Raw genomic sequence first — 22,862 nt, forward strand, 5'->3', positions numbered from 1 at the left:
ACCAACCGTGGCCGGGTCCTTCTGACTACGCATCATTTCTGTTGCGGGCCTTGCGACGGAGAACGAGGCTCAAGGACGCGCAACGACAAAGGTCCTTCATTGAATCGTCACATCATTGCGTTGTTTGGGACACTTTAGCAACAATCGAATTGTGAAATCTGCGCTGCCGCCCCTTTGTCTCAACAGCTAAGTGCACGAACATGAAAAAGCCCGCACAAGGCGGGCTTCTCAAACGATAATTCATTTTTCTCAGGCCGAAACGTTGGTCTTTTCGTCCGACCGCTCAGAGTAGATGTAGAGCGGCCGCGCTGCACCCTTGACCACCTCGTCGGAGATGACCACTTCGCGCACGCCTTCCAGCGTCGGCAGCTCGAACATGGTGTCGAGCAGGATCTTTTCCATGATCGAGCGAAGGCCGCGAGCACCGGTCTTGCGCACGATCGCCCGGCGGGCAATCTCGCGCAGCGCGTCTTCATGGAAGGTGAGCTCCACGTCTTCCATCTCGAACAGGCGCTGGTACTGCTTGACGAGCGCATTCTTCGGCTCCGAGAGGATCTGGATCAGTGCGTCCTCGTCGAGGTCTTCGAGCGTCGCCAGGACCGGCAGACGACCAATGAATTCCGGGATCAGGCCGAACTTGACCAGATCTTCCGGCTCCAGTTCGCGCAGCACTTCGCCGACGCGACGGTCTTCCGGCGCCCGAACCGTGGCACCGAAGCCGATCGAGGTCTTCTCGCCGCGAGCAGAGATGATCTTGTCGAGGCCGGCAAAAGCGCCACCGCAGATGAACAGGATGTTGGTGGTGTCGACCTGCAGGAATTCCTGCTGCGGATGCTTGCGGCCACCCTGCGGCGGTACCGATGCAACGGTGCCTTCCATGATCTTCAGCAGCGCCTGCTGCACGCCCTCGCCCGAAACGTCGCGGGTGATCGACGGGTTGTCGGACTTGCGCGAAATCTTGTCGACTTCGTCGATGTAGACGATGCCGCGCTGGGCGCGCTCGACGTTATAGTCGGCAGCCTGGAGCAGCTTGAGGATGATGTTTTCGACGTCTTCACCGACATAACCGGCTTCGGTCAGCGTCGTGGCGTCCGCCATGGTGAACGGCACGTCGATGATGCGGGCGAGCGTCTGGGCAAGATAGGTCTTGCCGCAGCCGGTCGGGCCGACGAGCATGATGTTCGACTTCGCCAGTTCGACATCGCTGCCCTTGGCGGCATGCGCCAGGCGCTTGTAGTGGTTGTGAACGGCGACCGACAGGATACGCTTGGCCTGCTGCTGGCCGATGACGTATTCGTCGAGAACCTTGATGATTTCCTGAGGGGTCGGCACACCGTCGCGGGACTTGACCATCGAGGTCTTGTTCTCTTCGCGAATGATGTCCATGCACAGTTCGACGCATTCATCGCAGATGAAGACGGTCGGTCCGGCAATCAGCTTACGGACTTCGTGCTGGCTCTTGCCGCAGAACGAACAATAAAGCGTATTCTTCGAGTCACCGCCGTTGCTTCCGCTGACCTTGCTCATTTCCACTTCCTTCCAGCACGCCGGACACTTCAAGAGAAGTATCGCGGACCACTCAATTCGCCCTGTAGCCTATCCTCATGCAGGGCTTCCGGGAGTACTTACCGCATCGGCACGGACACGTCCGATACGGCTGCAACGACTCTCCCAACTCATCCGAACACTATGCCCTCAGAATCCAACATAGCATTAACGGTCCATATTAACGGCTTTACCCGGTCGATAAAGCCCTTGAGCCATTACAATTGTGTCACAATTACATCTATCGCGACACAAAAGCGCGTTATCAGGCCTGCTCGGCGCCTTCGATCTCTTCGCGCGAGGTCAGTACCTTGTCGACGATACCCCAGTCCAGAGCCTCGTCCGCGCTCATGAAATGGTCGCGGTCGAGCGTCTGTTCGACTTCCTCGTAAGTCCGACCGCAATGCTTGACATAGACCTCGTTGAGGCGGCGCTTCATCTTGAGGATGTCGCGGGCATGGCGCTCGATATCGGAGGCCTGGCCCTGGAAACCGCCCGAGGGCTGGTGAACCATTATGCGCGCATTCGGCGTCGCAAAACGCATGTCCTTATGGCCGGCCGCCAAGAGCAGAGAACCCATGGAGGCTGCCTGGCCGACGCAGAGCGTCGAGACCGCCGGCTTGATGAACTGCATCGTGTCGTAGATCGCCATACCCGAGGTGACGACGCCGCCCGGGGAATTGATGTAGAGCGCGATTTCCTTCTTCGGGTTTTCCGCTTCGAGGAAGAGGAGCTGGGCGCAGACGAGCGTCGCCATCTGATCTTCGACCGGACCGGTGACGAAGATGATGCGCTCCTTCAGAAGGCGCGAAAAGATATCGTAGGAACGTTCACCGCGGTTGGTCTGCTCAACAACCATCGGCACCAGTGCCAGTGCGGTATCAACGGGATTTCTCATATCGAACCTTCATCAATCGGGCTCGCAAAACCTTTGCGAACCGGGAATCACGGGATTTACCTTCTGCTCCTACATAGAGTGCCAACACCCTTCACTTCAAGTCGCGAAGCTTCGATAACCTTAATCGAACGCCCCCCTTTGCTGCGAAGTCCGGAACTCCTCCACACATGGTTGTCAATAGAGCCTCTTTTCGCCGATAAGCTCCATGCAGGCCGCCGCGATCGAGCGTTTCGCACAGGGTTCGATGACCTCGGTAAACGAACGGCAAATCATGCAGCCGGGCCACCGCTTCGTCAGAGCTGAGACTCGATCGGCAGAATGCGGATCAGGTTGGCCATCAAGCGCCTTGCAAGGCTGGCATCCGGCTCGTGCCGCAACAGCCTCTCGCAACCGTTGGCGCGATCACGCCAGACAAGCCGTGAACCGTCCATTCCGAGCCGGTAGCTGATCGACGGCGAGGTCTCTTCTTCGAACATGCCGGCGAGTTCGCCTGCAAGAGCCTCATCGGCGAACACCACGCCCATTTCCGTGTTGAGCGATGCGGAGCGCGGATCGAAGTTCATCGAGCCGACGAAGCCGTGCCGGCCATCGACGACGAAAGCCTTGCTGTGCAGGCTCGCATTGCGCGCGCCGAACAACGACATGCGATGTCCTTCGGCGACATCGCCCTGTTCCTTCAATTCGAAGAGTTCCACGCCGGCGCGCACGAGTTTGCGGCGATACTTGACGTATCCGCCGTGAACGGCTGCGACATCCGTCGCAGCAAGAGAGTTGGTCAGCACCGAGACGCGCGCGCCGCGCGCCGCAATGGAGGCAAGCTCGCGCGTCCCGGCAGCGCCGGGGATGAAATAAGGTGAAATGATCCTGAGATCCCTCGCGGCCGCCTCTATCAGCGGGAAGAGTTCACGCAGCAACCAGTTCTGCCGCCGCTGCATCAGCGCCTTTTCCGGCGGATCCGATGCCAGGCGGATCTCCGAACTCCAGTGAAGGCGCCGCGAGCCGTGATAGATGTCGGCCTCCTTGGCCGCGCTGTCGATGCGTTCGATGTAGAACCGGCCTGCCGGCGTCCGGGCAAGCCCTTCGACGGCATCGCGGAGCGCCGGTAGATATTGCTTGCGTGGTGTGCGCAGCGCCGCGATCGGGAGAACCGAGGCGCTGTTCCAATAGCGGTCGAACATGGTTGACGCCTGTTCCAGCACCGGCCCCACCATCCAGACGTCGAGGTCGCGGAAGTTGGAGAGTTCGGCAGCGTCGAAATAGGCGTCGCCGATGTTGCGCCCGCCGGCGATCGCGACACGGCCGTCCGCCACCCACAGCTTGTTGTGCATACGGCGGGTGGCGCTGAAGGCACGGATCGCCATTTCGAAGCCGCGACGAAAGCGATCTGTCCGCGCCCGGCTCGGGTTGAACAGTCGCACATCGATATTGGGGTGGGCATCAAGTGCGATGCACATGCGATCGTGAATGCCGGCATTGATGTCGTCGAGCAGCAGCCGGACACGTACGCCCTTGTCGGCTGCTGCCAGGATCTCACGAGCCAGCAGAAGGCCGGTCAGGTCATCCTTCCAATAGTAATACTGCAGATCGAGACTTCGACCGGCGCGCCTAGCCGCATGCGCGCGCACCACCAAGGCTTCGATATTGTCGGAGACGAGCGACACGCCATTTGCCGCTGGATGGGCTGAAAGAAGCGGCGCCAGATGCCGATCGAGTTCGGTTCCGGCCTCGGCCACCGGGAACGCGGTCGACGGCAGCCCATGCGGGCGCCGCCCGAACCGGCCGTAAATGTAGAGGATGGCCGAAACGACCACACCGACGATGATAGCGACGGCAATCAGGACGGAGGACAACATCGAAAGTTCGCCTCGCGCCCGACGTCAGACCGATCCCGCGCGACCGGCTTCGACCCGATTTCCGTCTCGGTGATCCTGCTGGGCAGCCTTCAAGGCGATCGAGGCCTTTACCGGCAGATGGTCCGAGGCGATCCGCGCAAGCGGTGAGTCATGCACGGCGACCGAGGTTACCAGGTGGTGTGGATTGCCAAGCACGCGATCGAGCGGAAGCAGGGGAAACCGCGACGGAAAGCTCGCGACCGTGGCATGCGACGGATCGAAAACCGGACTGAGGAACGACAGCGACGAACGCCGGCCCATGCGCCACTCGTTGAGATCGCCGATCAGCAAGGTCGGCCTGCCGTTCGCATCGGCCGCCGCCTCCAGGATTGCCTCGGCCTGCTGAGCGCGGGAATGCCTGAGAAGTCCGAGATGGGCGGCGATGATGCGCAATGGGCCGACCTTCAGGTCGAGATCGACGACGAGGGCACCGCGCGGCTCGACACCCGGCAGTTTCAGTTGCCGCACATCCGAAACCGCCCCCTCGCGCAGCAGCAGCACGTTGCCGTGCCACCCATGCCCCTTCGCGGAAAACCCGGAGATCGGCACCGAAACGAGATGGGATTCACGGCGGAGGTGGTCGAGATCGAGAAGCCCGGCGCGCTCCCCGAACCGCTGGTCCGCCTCCTGAAGCGCAACGATATCGGCACCCAGTTCGCCGATCACATGGGCGGTCCGCCCGGGATCGAAGCGCCCATCCGTGCCGACACATTTGTGGATGTTGTAGGAGGCGATGACGATATCGCCGCGGTTCACCGCGGTCTCGCGATGGACGACCGTGGGGCGCCGCTTGCGGATCGCCGCCACGATCCCCGCCGATAGACTGGACTGGTTTTTTGCCATGCCGCTCCCTGCCTGCTGCCTGCATCATTGCGCAAATAGGTCGCCCGGCGCCACCGAAAAAGGGTGGAAGGCGGAAGTTGTTTCGCAACCGCACTGCGGCGGCAAACAGATCGAGACTGGTCTCCAAGAAGTAGCGCGAGCATCCATCGGCGCCTATGTTGATCAGTCGGACGGCTGCGAGCAGGATGCGTTTTCCATCGGAATGGAGCCTGATTGAGGTGCGGACGTCTCAGGGTTCCGCCGCACCTTCGGTCTGTCTCAGGCGGGTGTTGCTGACCTTCAGTCCTGCACAGGGAGATTGCCCCGCTTGCCCGCCGAACCTCGTTTCCCGTAGAAGTGGACGTCAATCGAGTCCTGCGAAGAGCCCGTTGCATGCCTGCCATAACCATTGACGGAGCCCAAAGGCGCGTTTCCATCGATGCGCGCAATCCCGCCTTCTACCGAGAGCCACTCGCCGCCTATGCCGAGATCCACGCGCAATGCCCGGCCTTCTTCTGGGACGAGCGGCAGCAATGGTATTTCGCTGGCTACGACCAGGTGAACGCCCTGCTGCGCGACCGGCGTTTCGGCCGCCAGATCCTGCATGTGGCGACGCGCCAAGAACTTGGCCTTCCGGCACCGAAGCCGCATTTGAAAGATTTCGACGCGCTTGAGGAGCATTCGCTGCTGGAGCTCGAACCGCCGGCACACACACGCCTGCGCACGCTCGTCAACCGGGCCTTCGTCTCGCGGCAGATCGAACAGTTGAGACCGGATATCGAGCAATTGTCGCATGCCCTGATCGACGGTTTCGAGCGCAATGGTGAAGTCGAGTTGCTCAAGACCTATGCCGAAACGATCCCTGTGACGATCATCGCCCGTATGCTCGGCATTCCCGTAGCGGCGGCGCCCGATCTTCTCGACTGGTCGCATCGCATGGTCCGGATGTATGTCTTCAACCCGAGCCACGAGACCGAACTCGACGCCAACAAGGCATCCGCCGACTTTGCCGCCTACCTCAGAAAGATCATCGCCGAGAAACGCCGTGACCCCGCCGACGATCTGCTGATCCACATGATCACCTCGGAAAAGGATGGCGAGCGACTTTCCGAGGCAGAACTGGTCTCGACCACCGCCCTGCTCCTCAATGCCGGTCACGAAGCGACGGTGCACCAGATCGGCAATGCGGTCAAAACCATCCTGCAATCCGGGCTCTCGGCCACGGACCTGTTTGCCACGGAAGCGGCGACGGCGCTGACGATCGAGGAGTGCCTGCGCCTTGCGGCACCGCTGCATATTTTCCAGCGCTATGCCCTGACGGACGTCGAACTCGACGACGGCATCACGCTTCGAAAGGGCGACAAGATCGGCCTGCTGCTCGGGGCGGCGAATGTCGACCCGAAGAAGTTCACGGACCCGAATGTGTTTCGGCCGACGCGTGACGAAGGCGCCAATGTCTCCTTCGGCGCCGGCCTGCATTTCTGCATCGGCGCGCCGCTCGCCCGGCTGGAGCTCAATCTATCGCTGCCGATCCTGTTTCGGCGGCTGCCGAATATGCGGTTGAAGAACGAGCCCGAGGTGAAGGATGTGTTCCATTTCCACGGCCTCGAACGCCTCGATCTGGTCTGGTGACCAACACCGAAGCCAGGACGATCTCCGGCGCTTCACTGCTTAAAGGCGGATGACGTAATCCTTGCGCGTGGTCTCGACGACCTCCCAGGTACCTTCGAAACCGGGACGCAGGATCATGCTGTCGCCGGCACGCAGATGCGCCGCTTCGCCACCATCCTGCGTGACGATCGAATAGCCGGAGACGATGTGGAAATATTCCCACTCCTCATAGACGATCCGCCATTTGCCCGGCGTCGATTCCCAGACCCCGGCATAGAGGCCGCCCTCGGCCTCCTCCAAGTTCCAGGTCCGGAATTGCGGCGCCCCGGAGATCAGCCGGTCGGCGGCCGGCGTACCGGTTTCCGCCTTGACGGAAGACAGATCGAATTTCTGCATTTTCGTCATTTTGGCACCTTCAGGGGAGGCGTCGCCTCCCCTCCTGTTTCAGAGCTTTGCCAGCGATTGCTCGAGATCGGCGATGATGTCGGAGACGTCTTCGATGCCGACCGAGAGACGGACGACATCCGGTCCGGCACCGGCCGCCACCTGTTGTTCGGGCGTCAGTTGCCGATGGGTGGTCGAGGCCGGGTGAATGACGAGCGAACGCGTGTCGCCAATATTGGCGAGATGCGAGAACATTTCCAGCCCCTCGACGAAGCGCTTGCCAGCCTCGTAGCCACCCTTGAGACCGAAGGTGAAAACGGCGCCAGCCCCCTTGGGCGAATAGCGCTGCTGAAGCACGTGGTTGGGATCGTCCTCAAGCCCGGCATAGCTCACCCACGACACCTTGTCGTGCGTCTTCAGCCACGTGGCGACCGCAAGCGCGTTGTCGCAATGGCGCTGCATGCGCAGAGGCAGGGTCTCGGCACCGGTCACGAGCATGAAGGCATTGAACGGCGAGATTGCCGGGCCGAAATCGCGCAGGCCCAGGACACGGGCGGCAATCGCAAAGGCGATGTTGCCGAAGGTCTGGTGCAGGACGACGCCGGCATATTCCGGACGCGGCTCCGAAAGCATCGGATACTTGCCGGACTTCGACCAGTCGAAGGTGCCGCCGTCGACGATGACGCCGCCCATCGAATTGCCATGGCCGCCGATGAACTTCGTCAGCGAATGCACGACGATGTCGGCGCCATGCTCCAGGGGCCGCAGCAGGTAGGGCGTCGCCATGGTGTTGTCGACGATCAGAGGCAATTCGTGCCTGCGGGCAATCTCGGCGATCGCGGCAATATCGACGAAGGTGCCGCCGGGATTGGCGAGGCTTTCGATGAAGATCGCCTTGGTGCGCCGATCGATCTTCGCCTCGAAGGAGGCCGGGTCGCTCGGATCGGCCCAACGCACCTGCCAGTCGAAGGACTTGAAGGCGTGGCCGAACTGGTTGACCGAGCCGCCGTAGAGCCGGTTGGCCGCGACGAAGTTGTCGCCCGGGCTCATGATCGTGTGGAAGACGAGCAACTGTGCCGCATGGCCGGAGGCAACTGCCAGCGCTGCCGTGCCGCCTTCGAGCGCGGCAATGCGCTCTTCCAGCACCGCCTGGGTCGGGTTCATGATGCGGGTGTAGATGTTGCCGAACTGCTGGAGACCGAAAAGCGCCGCGGCATGGTCGGTGTCGTTGAAGACGAAGCTTGTCGTCTGGTAGATCGGCGTCGCCCGCGCTCCCGTGGTCGGATCAGGCTGCGCTCCAGCGTGGATTGCGAGCGTGTTGAAACCAGGATTGTCTTTCGTCATTTCGTACCTCCCATGACCCGAGCGCCGCGCCAGCCGGCGCGCCGAGGACGCTCTATCACCTTGAATCTGTGTGTAACCCGCAATCGATCCCCCGCGCCCAGCGCGGAGGTGGCGGCACTATTCCAGAGCCTACGTGTGCGGTCAAAGAGGATTTTTTGCGAAACTGACGGTTGTGCGAACCGTCGCCCTATCTCAGCCGATCAGCCGCGGATACTCGATCGCCGGACAGCGGTCCATCACCACCTTGATCCCGGCAGCTTCCGCTTTTGCCGCTGCGCCATCGTGGCGCACGGAGAGCTGGCCCCAGATCACCTTCGGCAATCGGTCAAGCGCCAGGATCTCGTCGACGAGCGCCGGCAAGGCATAGGCCGCGCGGAAGACATCGACCATGTCGATCGGCTCCTTGACGTCGGCGAGCCTGCCGACAACGGCCTGGCCCTGGATGGTCTTGCCGACGTGACCGGGATTGATCGGGATCACCCGATAGCCCTTGCGCAACAGGAACGCCATGACCCGATGGCTCGGCCGCTCGGCATTCGGCGAGGCACCGACCAGCGCAATCGTCTTGGTCTCGCGCAAAATGTCGGCGAGATAGTAGTCCGGATAGGCGTCGTGGTTCATTTAAGGATACGGGTCCATTGTAATTAAACGGCCGTATAATGATGCCGGAGCCCGGCGAGTCAACTGCGCGCTCCATGCTTCCCGCGTGGAGCTCAAGACGACCGCCGCCGCGACATTTTCCGATTGCTTTTGCGGCCGAGCGGCGCGACAAGCTTCACAAAGCCTGCCACATCGTTTCCGAGGTCCCATCTTGCCCGTTGAAGTCATTGCGCTCGTCCTGTTCGGGGCGTTGTTGCACGCGACCTGGAATGCCCTGGTCAAGGTAGGCTCAGAAAAATCGCTCGACGCAGCAATGATCGCGCTCGGGGCCGCCGCCGTGGCAATCCCCTTCCTCCCCTTCCTGCCCTTGCCGAAACCGGAAGCCTGGCCCTACATCCTGGTTTCGGCGCTGTTCCAGTTCGCCTATTTCCAGCTTGTCGCCGCCTCCTATCGCGCCGGCGACATCGGCCTCGTCTATCCGCTGATGCGCGGTACCGCGCCCTTGATCGTCGCGGCCACCAGTGGTGCCTTGATCGGCGAGCAGCTTTCGTTCGGCACGATGATGGGCATCCTGACGATCTCGGCGGGCGTATTGACGCTCGCCTTCGAGTCGCGAAAGGGCGGGAAACACGCGATCGTGCTCGCCCTCCTCAACGCCTGCGTCATCGCCTGCTACACCTATGTCGACGGCATCGGCGCACGCGTCTCGGGCAACGCGATTTCCTACACGCTGTGGATGGCTCTGCTGCCGCCAGCGCTGCTCTTCACCTGGGCCTTCGCCCGACGCGGCATCAAGCCGGTCGCCCGCCACGTCTACAAGAACTGGTGGCGCGGGCTCATTGGCGGCGCCGGGTCGATCGGCGCTTACGGCCTGGCGCTCTGGGCGATGACCAAGGCGCCGGTCGCCACCGTCGCGGCGCTCCGCGAGGCGTCGATCCTTTTTGCGGTCGTCATCTCGATCGTGTTCCTGAAGGAGCCGGTCAGCGTCTGGCGCATCGCCGCTGCCTGCGTCATTGCACTCGGCGCGCTGCTCTTGAAGCTCGCCTGACCGTCAGTCTTCCTTCCATTCCGGCATGCGCTTGCCGAGGAAGGCACCTATGCCGTCCTCGGCGTCGCGGGCCAGCATGTTCTCGACCATGACGCCGACGGCGTAGTCATAGGCATCCGGCAGGTCCATCACCGCCTGGCGATAGAAGGCCTCCTTGCCGATCTTCAGCGCCTGCGGCGACTTCGAGGCGATCACCGCGGCGTATTTGTCGACGACTTGGCGCAGATATTGCTGCGGCACGATGCGGTTGACGAGGCCGAAATCCTTGGCGGTCGAGGCGTCGATGGTCTCGCCGGTCAAAAGCATCTCCATCGCCTGCTTGCGATGTGCCGCGCGCGTGAGCGCGACCATCGGCGTCGAGCAGAAGAGGCCGATATTGACGCCGGGCGTACAGAAGGTGGAGCTGTCGGTGCAGATCGCCAGGTCGCAGCTGGCCACAAGCTGGCAGCCGGCCGCCGTCGCAAGCCCGTCGATCTCGGCAATCACCGCCTGCGGCAGCCGGTTGATCTTCAGCATCAGGTCGGCTGCCAGGCGGATCGTCTTTTCGAAGAACGCCCTGCCCCGGCCGTCGTCCTCGCGATGCGCGGTCATTTCCTTGAGATCGTGGCCGGCGGAAAACAGCTTGCCCGAAGCGGCGAGCACGACGACCCTGATTTCCCTGGAGGTGGCGACCGCGTCGAACTCCGCGTGCAAGGCCTCCATCATGGCGATCGAAAGCACGTTGGCCGGCGGATTGTTGAGCGTCAGCCGCAGCACCGGCCCGGAGCGTTCGCGCAGCAGCATCCCGTTCGACTCTTCCTTCCTGAACGATACGACGTCGGCCATGATCTTCTCCTGAAACGTGAACCCGGGCTTGGTGGTACGCCGGACGCGCGTGCGGTGCAAGCTGGCGGGAGAAACAGCGGCGCATTCCGTCTAAGACCTTTTTCCGCCTTGCGTCTGGCCGCCGGTCGGTTTCAGGTGGCGGCAGATATGTTGAAGGATGCAGTGAATGACCATCGAGCCGATCATGAGCGTCGACGACCTCAACCGATTTCTCGACACGGATTTTCCGCAGGTCCATACCGACGGCAAGGTCTTTCATGTCACGGCGGTCGGTCCTGGCTTTGCCACGATGCGGCTCGATCCGAACGAGCGGCACATCCGCCCGGGCGGCACCGTCTCGGGCCCGACCCTCTTCGCACTTGCCGACGTTTCCGCCTATATTGCGCTGATCGCCCATATCGGACCGGTCGCGCTTGCGGTCACCACCAATCTCAACATCAATTTCCTGCGCAAGCCCGAACCGGAACCGCTCGAATGCACCTGCCGGATCCTGAAACTCGGCAAGCGGCTGGCCGTCCTCGACGCATCGGTCGTCAAGGTCGGCGGTGACGATCTCGTCGCGCATGCAACGGCGACCTATTCGATTCCGCCACGTTGATTTGTGGTATCAAAATACCATACATATAACATATTGTTTTTGTTTGCCTTTATTTCACACGCGCTGGTTTCACGTTCTTGACGCTGGTTTCGCACTTGCGTATAAGCTGCCGCAGATCGCGGTCCTCAAGGGCCGCTTTCTTCTTTTGTCCGGGAAACCGGCCAAAACCAAGCAACAAGAAACGCCCAGCGGTTCGCCGCTTGGGTCCAAAGAAAGAGTTTTGATATGGCAACCTTCGTTCAGAAGCCTGCAGAGGTGGAGAAGAAGTGGATCATCATCGACGCCGAAGGCCTCGTTGTCGGTCGCCTCGCTTCCATCATCGCAAACCGCCTGCGCGGCAAGCACAAAGCTACCTTCACCCCGCATGTTGACGACGGCGACAATGTCATCGTCATCAACGCCGAGAAGGCAGTTCTGACGGGCAAGAAGTACACCGACAAGAAGTACTACTGGCACACCGGCTACCCCGGCGGCATCAAGGAGCGCACCGCTCGCCAGATCATCGAAGGCCGCTTCCCGGAGCGCGTCATCGAGAAGGCCGTCGAGCGCATGGTTCCGCGTGGTCCGCTCGGCCGTCGCCAGATGAAGAACCTGCGCGTTTACGCAGGCGCCAACCACCCGCATGAAGCACAGCAGCCGACCGTCCTCGACGTCGCCAAGCTGAACAGCAAGAACACAAGGAGCGCCTGATAATGGCTGACCTTTCCGCTCTCAAGGACATCGCCGCGACCGCGGAACCGGCTGCTCCGGTTCACGTCAAGAAGGTCGACGCCCAGGGTCGCTCCTACGCGACCGGCAAGCGTAAGGACGCTGTCGCCCGCGTATGGGTCAAGCCGGGCTCCGGCAAGATCACCATCAACGGCAAGCCCTACTCGGCTTACTTCGCCCGTCCGGTTCTGCAGATGATCCTGCAGCAGCCGATCGTCGCTGCTGCCCGTGACGGCCAGTTCGACATCGACGCGACCGTTGCTGGCGGTGGTCTCTCCGGCCAGGCCGGTGCCGTTCGCCACGGCATTGCCAAGGCGCTGACCTACTTCGAACCGGGCCTTCGCTCCGTTCTGAAGCGCGGCGGCTTCCTCACCCGCGACAGCCGTGTGGTCGAGCGCAAGAAGTACGGCCGTGCGAAGGCACGTCGTTCGTTCCAGTTCTCGAAGCGTTAATCGCTTCCAAACTGCGACACTGGAAAGGCGGGGCTTTGCTCCGCCTTTTTTAGTTATCGTCGCCGGCATAACATCCCACAAGGTCGACCTTCCGAGGCATAGCGAATGACAAACTCTCCCGTCGCCAAGACCCCAGCGCCTCCCTATTACATCGTCACCTTCTCCTCACGGCGCACGGCCGGCGACAACGGCTACGACAACATGGGCACGGAGATGGAGAGGCTTGCGCGCGAACAGCCCGGCTTTCTCGGCCTCGAAAGCGTGCGCGGCGCCGATGGCTTCGGCATCACCAATTCCTACTGGGTGGACGAAGAGAGCATCACGGCATGGAAAGGCAATGTCCGCCACCTTGCCGCCCAGCGGATGGGCCGCGAGCGCTGGTACGAGGATTATCAGATGCGGGTCGGCAAGATCGAACGGCAGTACGGATTCGAGCGCACTTAAACGACGCGGCTCCGTGCAGCGCTCTCTTTGAGCCGCTTCAGATCGGCAATTCGGTCGTCGACTTGAGTTCACGCAATACGAAACTCGATACGACCGTGCGCACATGCGGATTGCGCATCAGATACCGCGTCATGAAGGCGTCGTAGCTTTCGACGTCGGCCGCGCGGATCTTCAGCATGTAGTCGAACGTGCCCGACAGAGCGTAGCACTCCATGATTTCCGGCCGGTCGCGCACCACCGCCGAGAAGGCCGCGATCGCTTCGTCGTGATGGTCCTCGAGCGTCACGTGGGCGATGATGCAGAGTTTGAGATCGAGCTTTGCTGGATCGAGCAGCGCCACGCGCTTGCGGATGACACCATCGCCTTCCAGTTCCTGCAGGCGCCGCCAGGCCGAACTTTGCGACATGCCGGCCTTTTCCGCCAGTTCCGAAAGAGACTGGCCGCAATCGGCCTGAATCAGCCGCAACAGCTTTCGCAATGGCTGAAGATTTTCTTTCACATCGGACGGCATATCGAAATTTTCTCCCGCAGACAGTCCACAGCCTGGCAACTGTGAAACAAATACTCGCTCCAATCGCGATACAATTGCAACAGGAGAAGTTGTTCTGACGAGCGAGGAGGCGTCATGACCAAGGAAAGCACTTATACCGCCAAGCTGCCCGAGCCTGACGGCACCTATCTCTACACCCCGGAAGAGGATGCGATCTGGGGCGAGCTCTATCAGCGGCAGATGAAGCTTCTGGCCGACAAGGCTTGCGACGAATATCTGGAAGGCGCAAGGACGCTCAACCTCGGCCCCGATCACGTGCCGCAGCTGAAGGACGTGAACCGCCGGTTGGCCGAGACCACCGGCTTCGGTGTGGAAGGCGTTCCCGCCCTCATTCCGCCGTCGCGCTTCTACGAGCTCCTGTCCCAGGGCAAGTTTCCGCTGGCGACCTTCATTCGGCGGCGCGAACATATCGACTACATCGAAGAGCCCGATATCTTCCACGAAGTCTTCGGCCATTGCCCGCTGCTTACCAACCAGAGCTACGCCAATTTCGTCCGTCGCTTCGGCGAAAAGGCTGTGTCGCTCGGCAAGGGCTATTCGTGGCACATGTTCCGGATCTTTTGGTTCACGGTCGAGTTCGGTCTGATCAACACGCCGAAGGGCCGTCGCTGCTATGGTGCCGGCATCGTATCTTCGCCGAACGAGACACGAAATGCCATGGAGACCCCTGGCATCGAATTCCGTCCGTTCGACCTGATGACCGTGCTGCGCACGCCCTATCGCATCGATATCGTGCAGCCGATCTATTACGTGATCGACAGCTTCGCGCAGCTCGAAACGATCATCGAGGAGGATGTCGCCGCGCGCATCACCGAAGCGAAGGCGCTTGGCGACTTCGCTCCAACTTACGAGGCCAAGGCCTCGTAATCGCGGAAGATTCGGCCGGCAGGGGCCTTGCCTTGCCGGCTGCGATTGTCCAACGTCTCGCCACCACACGTTGGAGCGGGATGCGTGCACGGAGTGCGCCTATCCCGCCCTGGAGCAGAGGCGGGCTATGGCCAACAGGACAATCGATCATGCGCTGACGGCGCGTTCACTGACATCAGCGGCATCCGACCCGACGCATGCCGGCATTCTCTCCTTCATGCGGCGCAAATACTCGAAGCAGTTGAAGGGCGTCGATGCCGTCGTCTGGGGCATCCCTTTTGATGCCGCGACCTCGAACCGCCCCGGCGCTCGCTTTGGGCCACAGGCGATCCGGCGCGCTTCGGCGATCTTCGACAACGATCCGCAATACCCCTTCGAGCGTGATCTCTTCTCGGAGATGGCCACGATCGACTACGGCGACTGCCTGCTCGACTACGGCAACCATTCGAAGACGCCGGCAACGATCGAGCGCGAGGCCGCCAAGATTCTCAGGAGCGGCGCCTATCTGCAGACGCTCGGCGGCGACCACTTCGTCACCTACCCGATCCTGAAGGCGCATGCGGCCATCCACGGCCCCCTCGCCCTCGTGCAGTTCGATGCCCACCAGGACACCTGGCCGGACGAGCGCGGCCGCATCGATCACGGCTCCTTCGTCGGTCGTGCCGCGCGCGAGGGCCTGATCGACACCGACGCCTCGATCCAGATCGGCATCCGCACCCACGCGCCGGAAGATTGCGGCATTCGTATCCTCTATGGTTATGACGTCGAGGAAATGAGCGCGACCGAGATCGCCGAGACGATCATCCGGCAGGTGGGCGAGCGGAAGGCCTATCTCACCTTCGACATCGACTGCCTCGACCCGGCCTATGCGCCCGGCACCGGCACGCCGGTCGCCGGGGGCCCGTCGAGCGCAAAGGTCCTCTAGGTGCTGCGCAAGCTCGGCGCGTTGACGGTCGTCGGCAGCGACATCGTGGAAGTGGCGCCCGCCTACGATCATGCCGATATCACCGCGATCGCCGGCGCGACCGTCGCGATGTACATGCTGGGGCTGCATGCGGAAAAGCTCGCAGAGCGCGCGCCGCTGCGCTGAAGGCAAGCGCCGCCGTTGCGACGAAGGGCGGCTGCTTGTATAGAAACTGACAGGCTTGGCGGTGATCCGCCCGCCTGTTGAGAAAATGATTCAATTCTATGCCAGAGTGATTCCGGAACGACCTCTAACCTACTGGCAGAACGGGAAAATCATGAAACCGAAGATCTTCATCGATGGCGAACACGGCACCACGGGCCTGCAGATCCGCACGCGCATGGCCGGCCGTAGCGATCTGGAACTGCTTTCCATACCGGAAGCAGAACGACGCAACGCCGCGATGCGCGAAGATCTCCTGAACGACGCCGACATCGCCATCCTCTGCCTGCCGGACGATGCCTCGCGCGAAGCGGTTGCGATGGTCGCCGGCAACAACAAGGTGCGCATCATCGACACGTCGACCGCGCACCGCATTGCGCCCGACTGGGCCTATGGCTTTGCCGAAATGGACAAGGCGCAGCCGGAGAAGATCCGCGACGCCCGCCATGTCGCCAATCCCGGCTGCTATCCGACCGGCGCGATCGGCGTGATCCGGCCGCTGCGCCAGGCCGGCATCCTCCCGGACGGCTATCCGGTCACGGTCAACGCGGTTTCCGGTTATACCGGCGGCGGCAAGCAGATGATCGCGCAGATGGAGGACGAGGCCAATCCGGACCACATCAGCGCACCGCACTTCCTCTACGGCCTGCCGCTCAAGCACAAGCACGTGCCCGAGATGAAGATGCATGGCCTGCTCGACCGGGCTCCGATTTTCGCCCCCTCGGTCGGCAAGTTCGCGCAGGGCATGATTGTCCAGGTCCCGCTCTACCTCGAAGATCTTGCCGCCGGCGCGACGCTGGAGACGGTGCACGCGGCGCTGGTCGAGCACTATGCCGGTCAGTCGATCGTCGAGGTCGTGCCGCTTGCGGAAAGCGAAAAGCTCGCACGCATCGACGCGACCGAGCTTGCCGGCAAGGACACGATGAAGCTCTTCGTCTTCGGCACCAGCGGCGGCAATCACGTGAACCTCGTCGCCCTGCTCGATAATCTCGGCAAGGGCGCCTCGGGCGCGGCCGTCCAGAACATGGACCTGATGCTGTCGGCCTAAACGGCAATCTTCACTTGAAACGCAAAGGACCCCGGCGAGCCGCTCGCCGGGGTCCTTTGTTTCATCGCTTCGGTGGAACGTCAGTCGCGATACTTGATCGCCGTCGGCCGCGGATATTCGCCGTAGAAGCCGCGCCAGTGGGCGATGGCGAAGCCGAGCACGACGAGGGCGCCGCCCTGGTGCAGCACGCCCCAGCCGATCGGCACCTGCAACACCAGCGTGGCGATGCCGATGGCGGCCTGGACCGAGACGAGCAGGAACAGAAGCACCGAGCGCCGTGCATGGGTGGTTTCCGGGGCAGCCCTCAATGAGGCGATCATGTGCATCAGCGCGAAGGAGAACAGCACATAGGCGCCGATCCGGTGAACGAACTGCACCGTCTTCGGGTTCTCGAAGAGATTGATCCACCAGGGCTGCTGCAGGAACAGATCCTGCGGGACGAGCGCGCCATCCATCAGCGGCCAGGTATTGTAGCTGAGGCCGGCATCGAGGCCGGCGACGAGCGCGCCGAGATAGATCTGGAACTGGCTGAAGATCGCGATGATCATCGCCATCTTGCGCGAACGGTCGGTGGGCGCGGCGTCGTCGGAGTGTGAACTGAGCCCGCGGAAGATCCACATGCAAGAGGCGAAGATCAGACAGGCGATGACGAGGTGCGTTGCCAGCCGGTACTGGCTGACCTCGGTGCGCTCGGCGAGGCCGGAGGAAACCATCCACCATCCGATGAAGCCTTGAAAGCCGCCGAGCGCCAAGATGCCGAGAAGCGGCATCCGGAGCTTACGCTCGACCCGCCCGGTCAACCAGAAGAACGCGAGCGGCAGGGCGAAGATCAAGCCGATGGTACGGGCCAGCAGCCGGTGCGCCCATTCCCACCAGAAGATCGTCTTGAATTCGTCGACCGTCATGCCGTTGTTCATCTGCTGATATTGCGGAATGCGCTGGTAGAGTTGGAACTCTTCTTCCCATTCCTCGGCCGAAAGCGGCGGGATGACGCCATGGATCGGCTTCCATTCGGTGATCGACAGGCCGGATTCCGTAAGGCGTGTTGCACCACCGACAAGCACGAGCGTAAAGAGCGTGAAAAGCACCACCGCCAGCCAGCCGCGGATTTGCTGCCGGTTACGGTCGGTCCTGCCGATCTCGTTTCGAAGCATCTGTTCTGTCGCCAATTCGACGCCGGCCATCATTTTCCCTCTGGTATTGCAGGGTTGTCGGCGGAGCGACCGGACGGATCAACGGTCGCACCTCTCGGAAAGCCGTTGATTTGCACCAGAGCGGCATGCAAAACAAGACCGAAACCTTTGCGGCATGCCGTCGCGGCCTCCTTGCCCCTGTAAGCCACCTGAAAGATGTGAAATGCCCGTACGCCTCAGAAAGCTGATCGGCACAATTCTGATCATCATCCTCGTCGTCGTTTATGCGCTTGCCGCCGTCACCTTCGCCTCGCTGCTGCTGGGCGCGTCGCCCTGGTGGGCGCATCTCGCCTATTTCTTCTTCACCGGCTTGCTCTGGATATTGCCAGCCATGCTGATCATCAAATGGATGGAAAAGCCCGCCAAGGATCGCTGATCCCCTACAGCGCCGCGCGTCTTATCAGACGCGCAAAGGTCGCTGTACGACTTTGAATTGCTGCATGTCTTTGTCCTTAAATCGAGGGAGACATGCAGTAGGCGCCGCACCCACCGGAGGGTCATAGATGAGACTTGCGGTCATTTCCGACATTCACGGCAACGATCTCGCGCTCGAAGCGGTGCTCGCCGACATCGATGCGCTGGGCATTCGCGACATCGTCAATCTTGGCGATCACCTGAGCGGCCCGCTCAATGCCGCCCGCACCGCCGACATTCTGATCGAGCGGGCGATGCCGTCGATCCGCGGCAATCACGATCGCTATCTGCTGACCGTCGATCCCTCGCACATGGGGTTGTCCGATCGCGCCGCTCACGACGAATTGCAGCCGCGACACCGCGAATGGCTCGCCACTTTGCCCGCGACGCTGGTTTACAAGAACACATTCTTCCTGTGCCATGCGACGCCGGAAAACGACGAGGCCTATTGGCTCGAGGCCCTGAGCGCTGGCGGCATCGTCCACATGGCGGCGCGTTCAGCGATCGAGGCTCCGGCCGCCGGCATCGAGTATCCGGTGATCCTCTGCGGTCACACCCACATCCAACGCGCCGTCCGCCTCTCCGACGGACGCCTCGTCATCAATCCCGGCAGCGTCGGTTGCCCCGGATATGACGACGACCAGCCCATGCCGCACAAGGTCGAGGCGGGCTCTCCGGATGCGCGCTACGCGATCATCGAGCAATCGGCCGCAGGGTGGGGCGTCACCTTCCGCAACGTTCCCTATGATTGGATGGCGATGTCCCGGCTCGCGGCCAGCCGCAACCGGCTGGAATGGGCAAAGGCACTGGCCACAGGTTTTCTCGATTGATCGGTTGGGTCGCGAGATGCCCGCTCGTTTCACGCTTTGCTAACCGCATTCCCCGGTTATTCTCGAATGCAGTTCATGAGAGTTGCCGCATTAAACGGATCATAGCGGACTTGAGGTTCAATCGCTCGGCAACAGGCACCGGATGGCACCCTCGATGACGAACTCCGACCTCACCATGGAAGGCTCCGGCGACCGTCGCCCGCGCGCATCCCTGCGTGTCGGTCCGGCCGATGCCACGGGCCGCTTCGCGATTTCGGTCCATCGCACCATGGAGCCGCTGGAGTCCGAATGGCGTGCACTCGACAGCCTCGCCGGTAATTCGCTGCATCACGCCTATGACTGGTGCCGCGCCTGGGCGGAAACTCACGGCAGCGATCTCTTGCTGCTGCGCGTAGCGTTCGATGGCGAGCTTTTCCTCATTCTGCCGCTGGAACTCAGGCGCGGGCGCCTGTTTCGAACCGCCCGCCTGATCGGAACGGAACACAGCAACCTCAACACCGGGCTCTTTGCCGCCGACATCTCGGCGGCGTTCACGCCGGCGCTGGCCCAGGCCTTGGCTCGCGACATCACAAGGGCGCTACATGGCTTCGCCGATGTCCTCATAATCGAACGGATACCAAGCGAGTGGCGTGGCGGTGTCAGCCCCTTCGCCACACTTCCTGGCGTCGCAAACCCCAACTCTTCGTTCCAGCTCCCCCTCCTCGGAAGCATCCAGCTCACCCTGGCGCAGATCAATGCGAAGCGCCGCCGCAAGAAGATGCGCATCTCCGAGCGACGGTTGGCGGAAATGGGCGGCTACGACTACGTGATCGCCCGAACTCCCGGCGAAACGCAGGCGCTGCTCGACACCTTCTTCCGGCAGAAGGCGACCCGATTTGCAACACTCGGCCTTCCCGATGTCTTCCAGGACGCCGAGACACAGGCCTTCTTCCATGCGCTTGCCTCCCGTCAGGACGGCGACCCGCAACTCATGCAGCTCAACGCCATCCGGCTCAAGGGTGAACATGACGGACAGGTGGTTGCCATCGCCGGGCTTTCGCTGAAAGGCGACCATGTCATCTGCCAATTCGGCTCGATCGACGAGGCGCTGGCGGGCGATGCAAGCCCGGGTGAATTGTTGTTCTATCGGATGATCGAGCGCCTCTCGGCGCAAGGCCTGCGCCTCTTCGATTTCGGCGTCGGTGACCAACCCTACAAGCGATCCTGGTGCACGATCGAAACGCCGTTGCGTGACATTGCATTACCGGTGACGTTTTGGGGGCGCCTTGCCGTCCTGCGCCATCACCTCGTCGTGCGGGCAAAGGCTGCAGCGAAGTCGAACAAGGCGGTTTACGCTCGCCTGCAGCGAGCGAGGCGGTTCAGACAAGGCAAAGTCGATACACAAGGCGCCCCCGACTGAGGGACTGAAAACAGCATCGCCGTGCGGACCGCGTTGATTTCCCGCAGTCGGCACGCCGTCGTCCGTCACGCGGCATCTCGGTCCGGATAGTCCGGATCGGTCTCTGCCTGCCCGGTCATGAGGACGATGTCGCGATAGCCAGCCGCACCAAAGCCGGTCAGAACCTCGACGATGCGTTCATCGCTGACCGACGGTGCCGAGAGGATGATCTCTGCGCCATCGCGTCCGGCAATCTTCTCGACGGCCATCTCGTCGGCCGGACCACACTCGACCAGAACGAGATCATAGGCGTTGGTCAGGGCGTCGATGATCATCTTCAACCGTTCGATGCCGCGCATCGCCTGCCGCGGGTCGGCATCGCCCTGGGGGATGATGTGGGCGTCGGAGAAGCGGTCGGCATGGATCGTATCGGTGAAGGGCACCTCACCCGCCAGCAGGTTGGTAATGCCGGGAAGCTGGGTCGAGCGCGCCATCAGACGCGTCGGGCAGGCCGAGCCGGTCAGGTCGATCAGCACCACCTTCACGCCATCCTCGGCCAGCAGGCGTGCCAGCATCACCGTTGCGGTCGCTCCTTCGTCTCCGCCAGGCGATACCGAAATCGCGACGCGCACGCCGGTGGCGCGCAGATGCTCCGCCACCGCTTCGATCGAGAAATCCGGTTCGGCGGCTGCTTCCGCGGCGTCCGCGTCTGTATCCGACGCTGGCGCCGCGGGCAGCAGGTCGACAGCATCGCCATCGGCCATGGGCGCTACCTCGGGCGAGGTGCCCGCTGCAACGACCGGGATGTCAGCGGCGCTTGCAGCCAAGGCTGGCCTTGGGCGAACCGGTGCCAGCCGCTCGCCGGTTGCCGAGACCGGCCGCAGCGCCCGGCCGCTGAACAATTCGCCAAGCATGATCACGACGCAGCTCAAGAGGAACGTCGCGAGAGCGGCAACGATCGTGATCGGCAGCACCTTCGGGAAACTGGCGCTCGTCGGGACCACCGCGTTTGAAATCACACGTGCATCGGCCGGTGTCGCGTTCTCGACCGTGCGCGACGTCGCCTCCCGGTAACGCGCCAGATAGGTCTCGAGCAGTTGCCGCTGGGCAGTCGCTTCGCGCTCGAGCGCGCGCAGGCCCACCTCTTCCTCGCCGGCCTGCGCGGACTGAGCCTTCAGCGCGTTGAGTTGCTGGACGAGTTGCTGTTCACGCAGTTCACCGACCTTCGCCTCGTTTTCGAGGCTCGTCAGAATCCTGCGCGTCTCCGTGCGAATCTGTCCGCGGATGCCTTCAAGTTGCGACTTCAGCGCCTTGAGGCGCGGATGACCGTCCAGCAACGTGGTCGAGAGATCGGCGACCTGTGCCTGCAGGTTTGCCTCGGTCTCCTTGAGCCGCTGGATCATCTGCGAGCCGACGACATCGGTGATCGTGTCCGGTGCCCGGCCGCTCGCAAGCGCCGAGCGCACGCCCGCAGCCCGCGCTTCCGCGTTGGCACGTTCACCGCGGACGCGGGCCAGCTCGGTCGAGATATCCGTCAGTTGCCGTGTTGCGAAATTTGTCGTCTCGCCCGTCGGCAACAGATCGGACGAAGCGCGGTAGGCGGCAACTTTTGCCTCCGCATCCCGCACCTTCTCGCGCAGATTGGCGATCTCCGGCTCGAGCCAGCGGGAGGCCTCGGAATTGGTGTCGAGCTTCGCGCCGCTTTGAAGCGCAAGGTAGACCTTCGCCATCTCGTTCGGAACCGCGGCCGCAAGCTGCCGATCCTTCGAGGTGAAGCTGATCGCGATCACGCGCGACTTCTCGACCTGATAGACTTGGAGCTTGTCGTTGAATTCCTTGAGCACCCTCTCCTCGGGTGGCATTTCCAAGGGGTTCTTCTTGAGGCCGAGCATGACGAGAAGATCCGAAAGCGCCGACGGCGCGGCCGACGGATCGAATTCCTTGAGCTCATGGAGCTTCATGTTGCGCGCAACCTGTTTGATGAGGTCGGCGGAACGGAGCACCTGCACCTGGCTCGAGATGCCGGACTCGTCGAAAACGCGATCGGCCCCGGCCTGCGACACCTGGTTCGGGCCGCTGAATTCCGGCTCACGGGATTCAATGAGTACGCGAGTTTCGCTCTGATAGTCCGGCGCAATCATCTTCGTGGCACCGAAGGCGAGTGCCGCCACACCGGCAGTTGCGAGCAGCACCTTGACGCGCCGATCCCAGACAGCGCGAAACAGGCCGCCGAGGTCGATATGCACATCCTGTTGACCGCTGCCGTTTCCCGACATGCTACTGGC

22 protein-coding genes and 1 pseudogene are annotated in these 22,862 nt (G+C 62.2%); 12 read left to right on the forward strand and 11 right to left on the reverse strand.

The genetic code is table 11. The features are described 5' to 3' along the window. Positions 1-249 precede the first annotated feature (249 nt). The 4 genes from clpX to AC0C6X_RS10350 all read right to left on the reverse strand — a co-directional run bounded on the left by clpX (position 250) and on the right by AC0C6X_RS10350 (position 5,178). A complete protein-coding gene (gene clpX / locus AC0C6X_RS10335) occupies positions 250-1,527 on the reverse strand; it encodes an ATP-dependent Clp protease ATP-binding subunit ClpX (RefSeq protein ID WP_077961578.1) in 1,278 nt (425 codons plus the stop codon). Positions 1,528-1,810: 283 nt separating this feature from the next. Continuing rightward, positions 1,811-2,443 carry an ATP-dependent Clp protease proteolytic subunit gene (locus AC0C6X_RS10340; RefSeq protein ID WP_173516165.1) on the reverse strand — a complete coding sequence of 211 codons (633 nt, stop codon included), beginning with the start codon at positions 2,441-2,443 and terminating at the stop codon, positions 1,811-1,813. A 293-nt stretch (positions 2,444-2,736) separates the two neighbouring features. Then, entirely contained in the window at positions 2,737-4,296 is a 1,560-nt protein-coding gene (locus AC0C6X_RS10345; protein WP_472952963.1) for a phospholipase D-like domain-containing protein, read from the reverse strand. 24 nt (positions 4,297-4,320) lie between these two features. Next, positions 4,321-5,178: an endonuclease/exonuclease/phosphatase family protein gene (locus tag AC0C6X_RS10350; RefSeq protein ID WP_247957772.1), complete on the reverse strand. Its 858-nt coding sequence runs from the start codon at positions 5,176-5,178 to the stop codon at positions 4,321-4,323. A 372-nt stretch (positions 5,179-5,550) separates the two neighbouring features. Here AC0C6X_RS10350 and AC0C6X_RS10355 point away from each other — a divergent pair, with 372 nt between their 5' ends. Beyond that, positions 5,551-6,789, forward strand: a complete 1,239-nt coding sequence (locus AC0C6X_RS10355) for a cytochrome P450 (protein WP_472952964.1) — start codon at positions 5,551-5,553, stop codon at positions 6,787-6,789. A gap of 39 nt (positions 6,790-6,828) precedes the next feature. Here AC0C6X_RS10355 and AC0C6X_RS10360 read toward each other — a convergent pair whose 3' ends face one another. From AC0C6X_RS10360 to AC0C6X_RS10370, 3 genes are all read right to left on the reverse strand, one after another. Next, positions 6,829-7,173 carry a cupin domain-containing protein gene (locus tag AC0C6X_RS10360; RefSeq protein ID WP_247957774.1) on the reverse strand — a complete coding sequence of 115 codons (345 nt, stop codon included), beginning with the start codon at positions 7,171-7,173 and terminating at the stop codon, positions 6,829-6,831. 39 nt (positions 7,174-7,212) lie between these two features. Further along, positions 7,213-8,496 (reverse strand): O-acetylhomoserine aminocarboxypropyltransferase, encoded by a 1,284-nt coding sequence (locus tag AC0C6X_RS10365; RefSeq protein WP_173516160.1) that lies wholly within the window; start codon positions 8,494-8,496, stop codon positions 7,213-7,215. Positions 8,497-8,688: 192 nt separating this feature from the next. Further along, positions 8,689-9,117 carry a CoA-binding protein gene (locus AC0C6X_RS10370; protein WP_173516159.1) on the reverse strand — a complete coding sequence of 143 codons (429 nt, stop codon included), beginning with the start codon at positions 9,115-9,117 and terminating at the stop codon, positions 8,689-8,691. A 190-nt stretch (positions 9,118-9,307) separates the two neighbouring features. Here AC0C6X_RS10370 and AC0C6X_RS10375 point away from each other — a divergent pair, with 190 nt between their 5' ends. Then, positions 9,308-10,144, forward strand: a complete 837-nt coding sequence (locus AC0C6X_RS10375; RefSeq protein WP_173516158.1) for a DMT family transporter — start codon at positions 9,308-9,310, stop codon at positions 10,142-10,144. A gap of 3 nt (positions 10,145-10,147) precedes the next feature. Here AC0C6X_RS10375 and AC0C6X_RS10380 read toward each other — a convergent pair whose 3' ends face one another. Next, complete coding sequence (locus AC0C6X_RS10380) at positions 10,148-10,969, reverse strand: enoyl-CoA hydratase (RefSeq protein ID WP_472952965.1); 822 nt, start codon at positions 10,967-10,969, stop codon at positions 10,148-10,150. A 166-nt stretch (positions 10,970-11,135) separates the two neighbouring features. Here AC0C6X_RS10380 and AC0C6X_RS10385 point away from each other — a divergent pair, with 166 nt between their 5' ends. The 4 genes from AC0C6X_RS10385 to AC0C6X_RS10400 all read left to right on the forward strand — a co-directional run bounded on the left by AC0C6X_RS10385 (position 11,136) and on the right by AC0C6X_RS10400 (position 13,171). Further along, entirely contained in the window at positions 11,136-11,567 is a 432-nt protein-coding gene (locus tag AC0C6X_RS10385; RefSeq protein WP_173516156.1) for a PaaI family thioesterase, read from the forward strand. A 225-nt stretch (positions 11,568-11,792) separates the two neighbouring features. Then, a complete protein-coding gene (rplM, locus tag AC0C6X_RS10390; protein WP_173516155.1) occupies positions 11,793-12,257 on the forward strand; it encodes a 50S ribosomal protein L13 in 465 nt (154 codons plus the stop codon). 2 nt (positions 12,258-12,259) lie between these two features. Then, a complete protein-coding gene (gene rpsI, locus AC0C6X_RS10395) occupies positions 12,260-12,727 on the forward strand; it encodes a 30S ribosomal protein S9 (RefSeq protein ID WP_472952967.1) in 468 nt (155 codons plus the stop codon). A 105-nt stretch (positions 12,728-12,832) separates the two neighbouring features. After that, complete coding sequence (locus AC0C6X_RS10400; RefSeq protein WP_472952969.1) at positions 12,833-13,171, forward strand: antibiotic biosynthesis monooxygenase family protein; 339 nt, start codon at positions 12,833-12,835, stop codon at positions 13,169-13,171. A 37-nt stretch (positions 13,172-13,208) separates the two neighbouring features. On the opposite strand, the gene AC0C6X_RS10405 is transcribed toward AC0C6X_RS10400, so the two are convergent. Next, complete coding sequence (locus tag AC0C6X_RS10405; RefSeq protein ID WP_247957776.1) at positions 13,209-13,682, reverse strand: Lrp/AsnC family transcriptional regulator; 474 nt, start codon at positions 13,680-13,682, stop codon at positions 13,209-13,211. A gap of 114 nt (positions 13,683-13,796) precedes the next feature. Between AC0C6X_RS10405 and AC0C6X_RS10410 the strand changes: the two genes are divergently transcribed. The 3 genes and pseudogenes from AC0C6X_RS10410 to argC all read left to right on the forward strand — a co-directional run bounded on the left by AC0C6X_RS10410 (position 13,797) and on the right by argC (position 16,762). Continuing rightward, a complete protein-coding gene (locus AC0C6X_RS10410; protein WP_173516151.1) occupies positions 13,797-14,588 on the forward strand; it encodes a phenylalanine 4-monooxygenase in 792 nt (263 codons plus the stop codon). 127 nt (positions 14,589-14,715) lie between these two features. Continuing rightward, positions 14,716-15,678 (forward strand): annotated as a pseudogene (speB, locus tag AC0C6X_RS10415) (agmatinase). Positions 15,679-15,829: 151 nt separating this feature from the next. Continuing rightward, positions 15,830-16,762, forward strand: coding sequence for an N-acetyl-gamma-glutamyl-phosphate reductase (gene argC, locus AC0C6X_RS10420; protein ID WP_472952971.1), 933 nt, complete (start codon positions 15,830-15,832; stop codon positions 16,760-16,762). An 80-nt stretch (positions 16,763-16,842) separates the two neighbouring features. Here argC and AC0C6X_RS10425 read toward each other — a convergent pair whose 3' ends face one another. Then, positions 16,843-17,946 carry a COX15/CtaA family protein gene (locus tag AC0C6X_RS10425; protein ID WP_173516148.1) on the reverse strand — a complete coding sequence of 368 codons (1,104 nt, stop codon included), beginning with the start codon at positions 17,944-17,946 and terminating at the stop codon, positions 16,843-16,845. Between the two features lie 172 nt (positions 17,947-18,118). Between AC0C6X_RS10425 and AC0C6X_RS10430 the strand changes: the two genes are divergently transcribed. The 3 genes from AC0C6X_RS10430 to AC0C6X_RS10440 all read left to right on the forward strand — a co-directional run bounded on the left by AC0C6X_RS10430 (position 18,119) and on the right by AC0C6X_RS10440 (position 20,598). Continuing rightward, positions 18,119-18,331 carry a DUF2842 domain-containing protein gene (locus AC0C6X_RS10430; protein WP_173516147.1) on the forward strand — a complete coding sequence of 71 codons (213 nt, stop codon included), beginning with the start codon at positions 18,119-18,121 and terminating at the stop codon, positions 18,329-18,331. A 127-nt stretch (positions 18,332-18,458) separates the two neighbouring features. Then, complete coding sequence (locus AC0C6X_RS10435; RefSeq protein WP_173516146.1) at positions 18,459-19,199, forward strand: metallophosphoesterase family protein; 741 nt, start codon at positions 18,459-18,461, stop codon at positions 19,197-19,199. A 154-nt stretch (positions 19,200-19,353) separates the two neighbouring features. Next, positions 19,354-20,598, forward strand: a complete 1,245-nt coding sequence (locus AC0C6X_RS10440) for a GNAT family N-acetyltransferase (protein WP_472952973.1) — start codon at positions 19,354-19,356, stop codon at positions 20,596-20,598. A gap of 65 nt (positions 20,599-20,663) precedes the next feature. Here AC0C6X_RS10440 and AC0C6X_RS10445 read toward each other — a convergent pair whose 3' ends face one another. Next, positions 20,664-22,853: a GumC family protein gene (locus AC0C6X_RS10445; RefSeq protein WP_472952974.1), complete on the reverse strand. Its 2,190-nt coding sequence runs from the start codon at positions 22,851-22,853 to the stop codon at positions 20,664-20,666. Positions 22,854-22,862: the final 9 nt, after the last annotated feature.

The organism is Ensifer sp. VA4, from assembly GCF_055710065.1.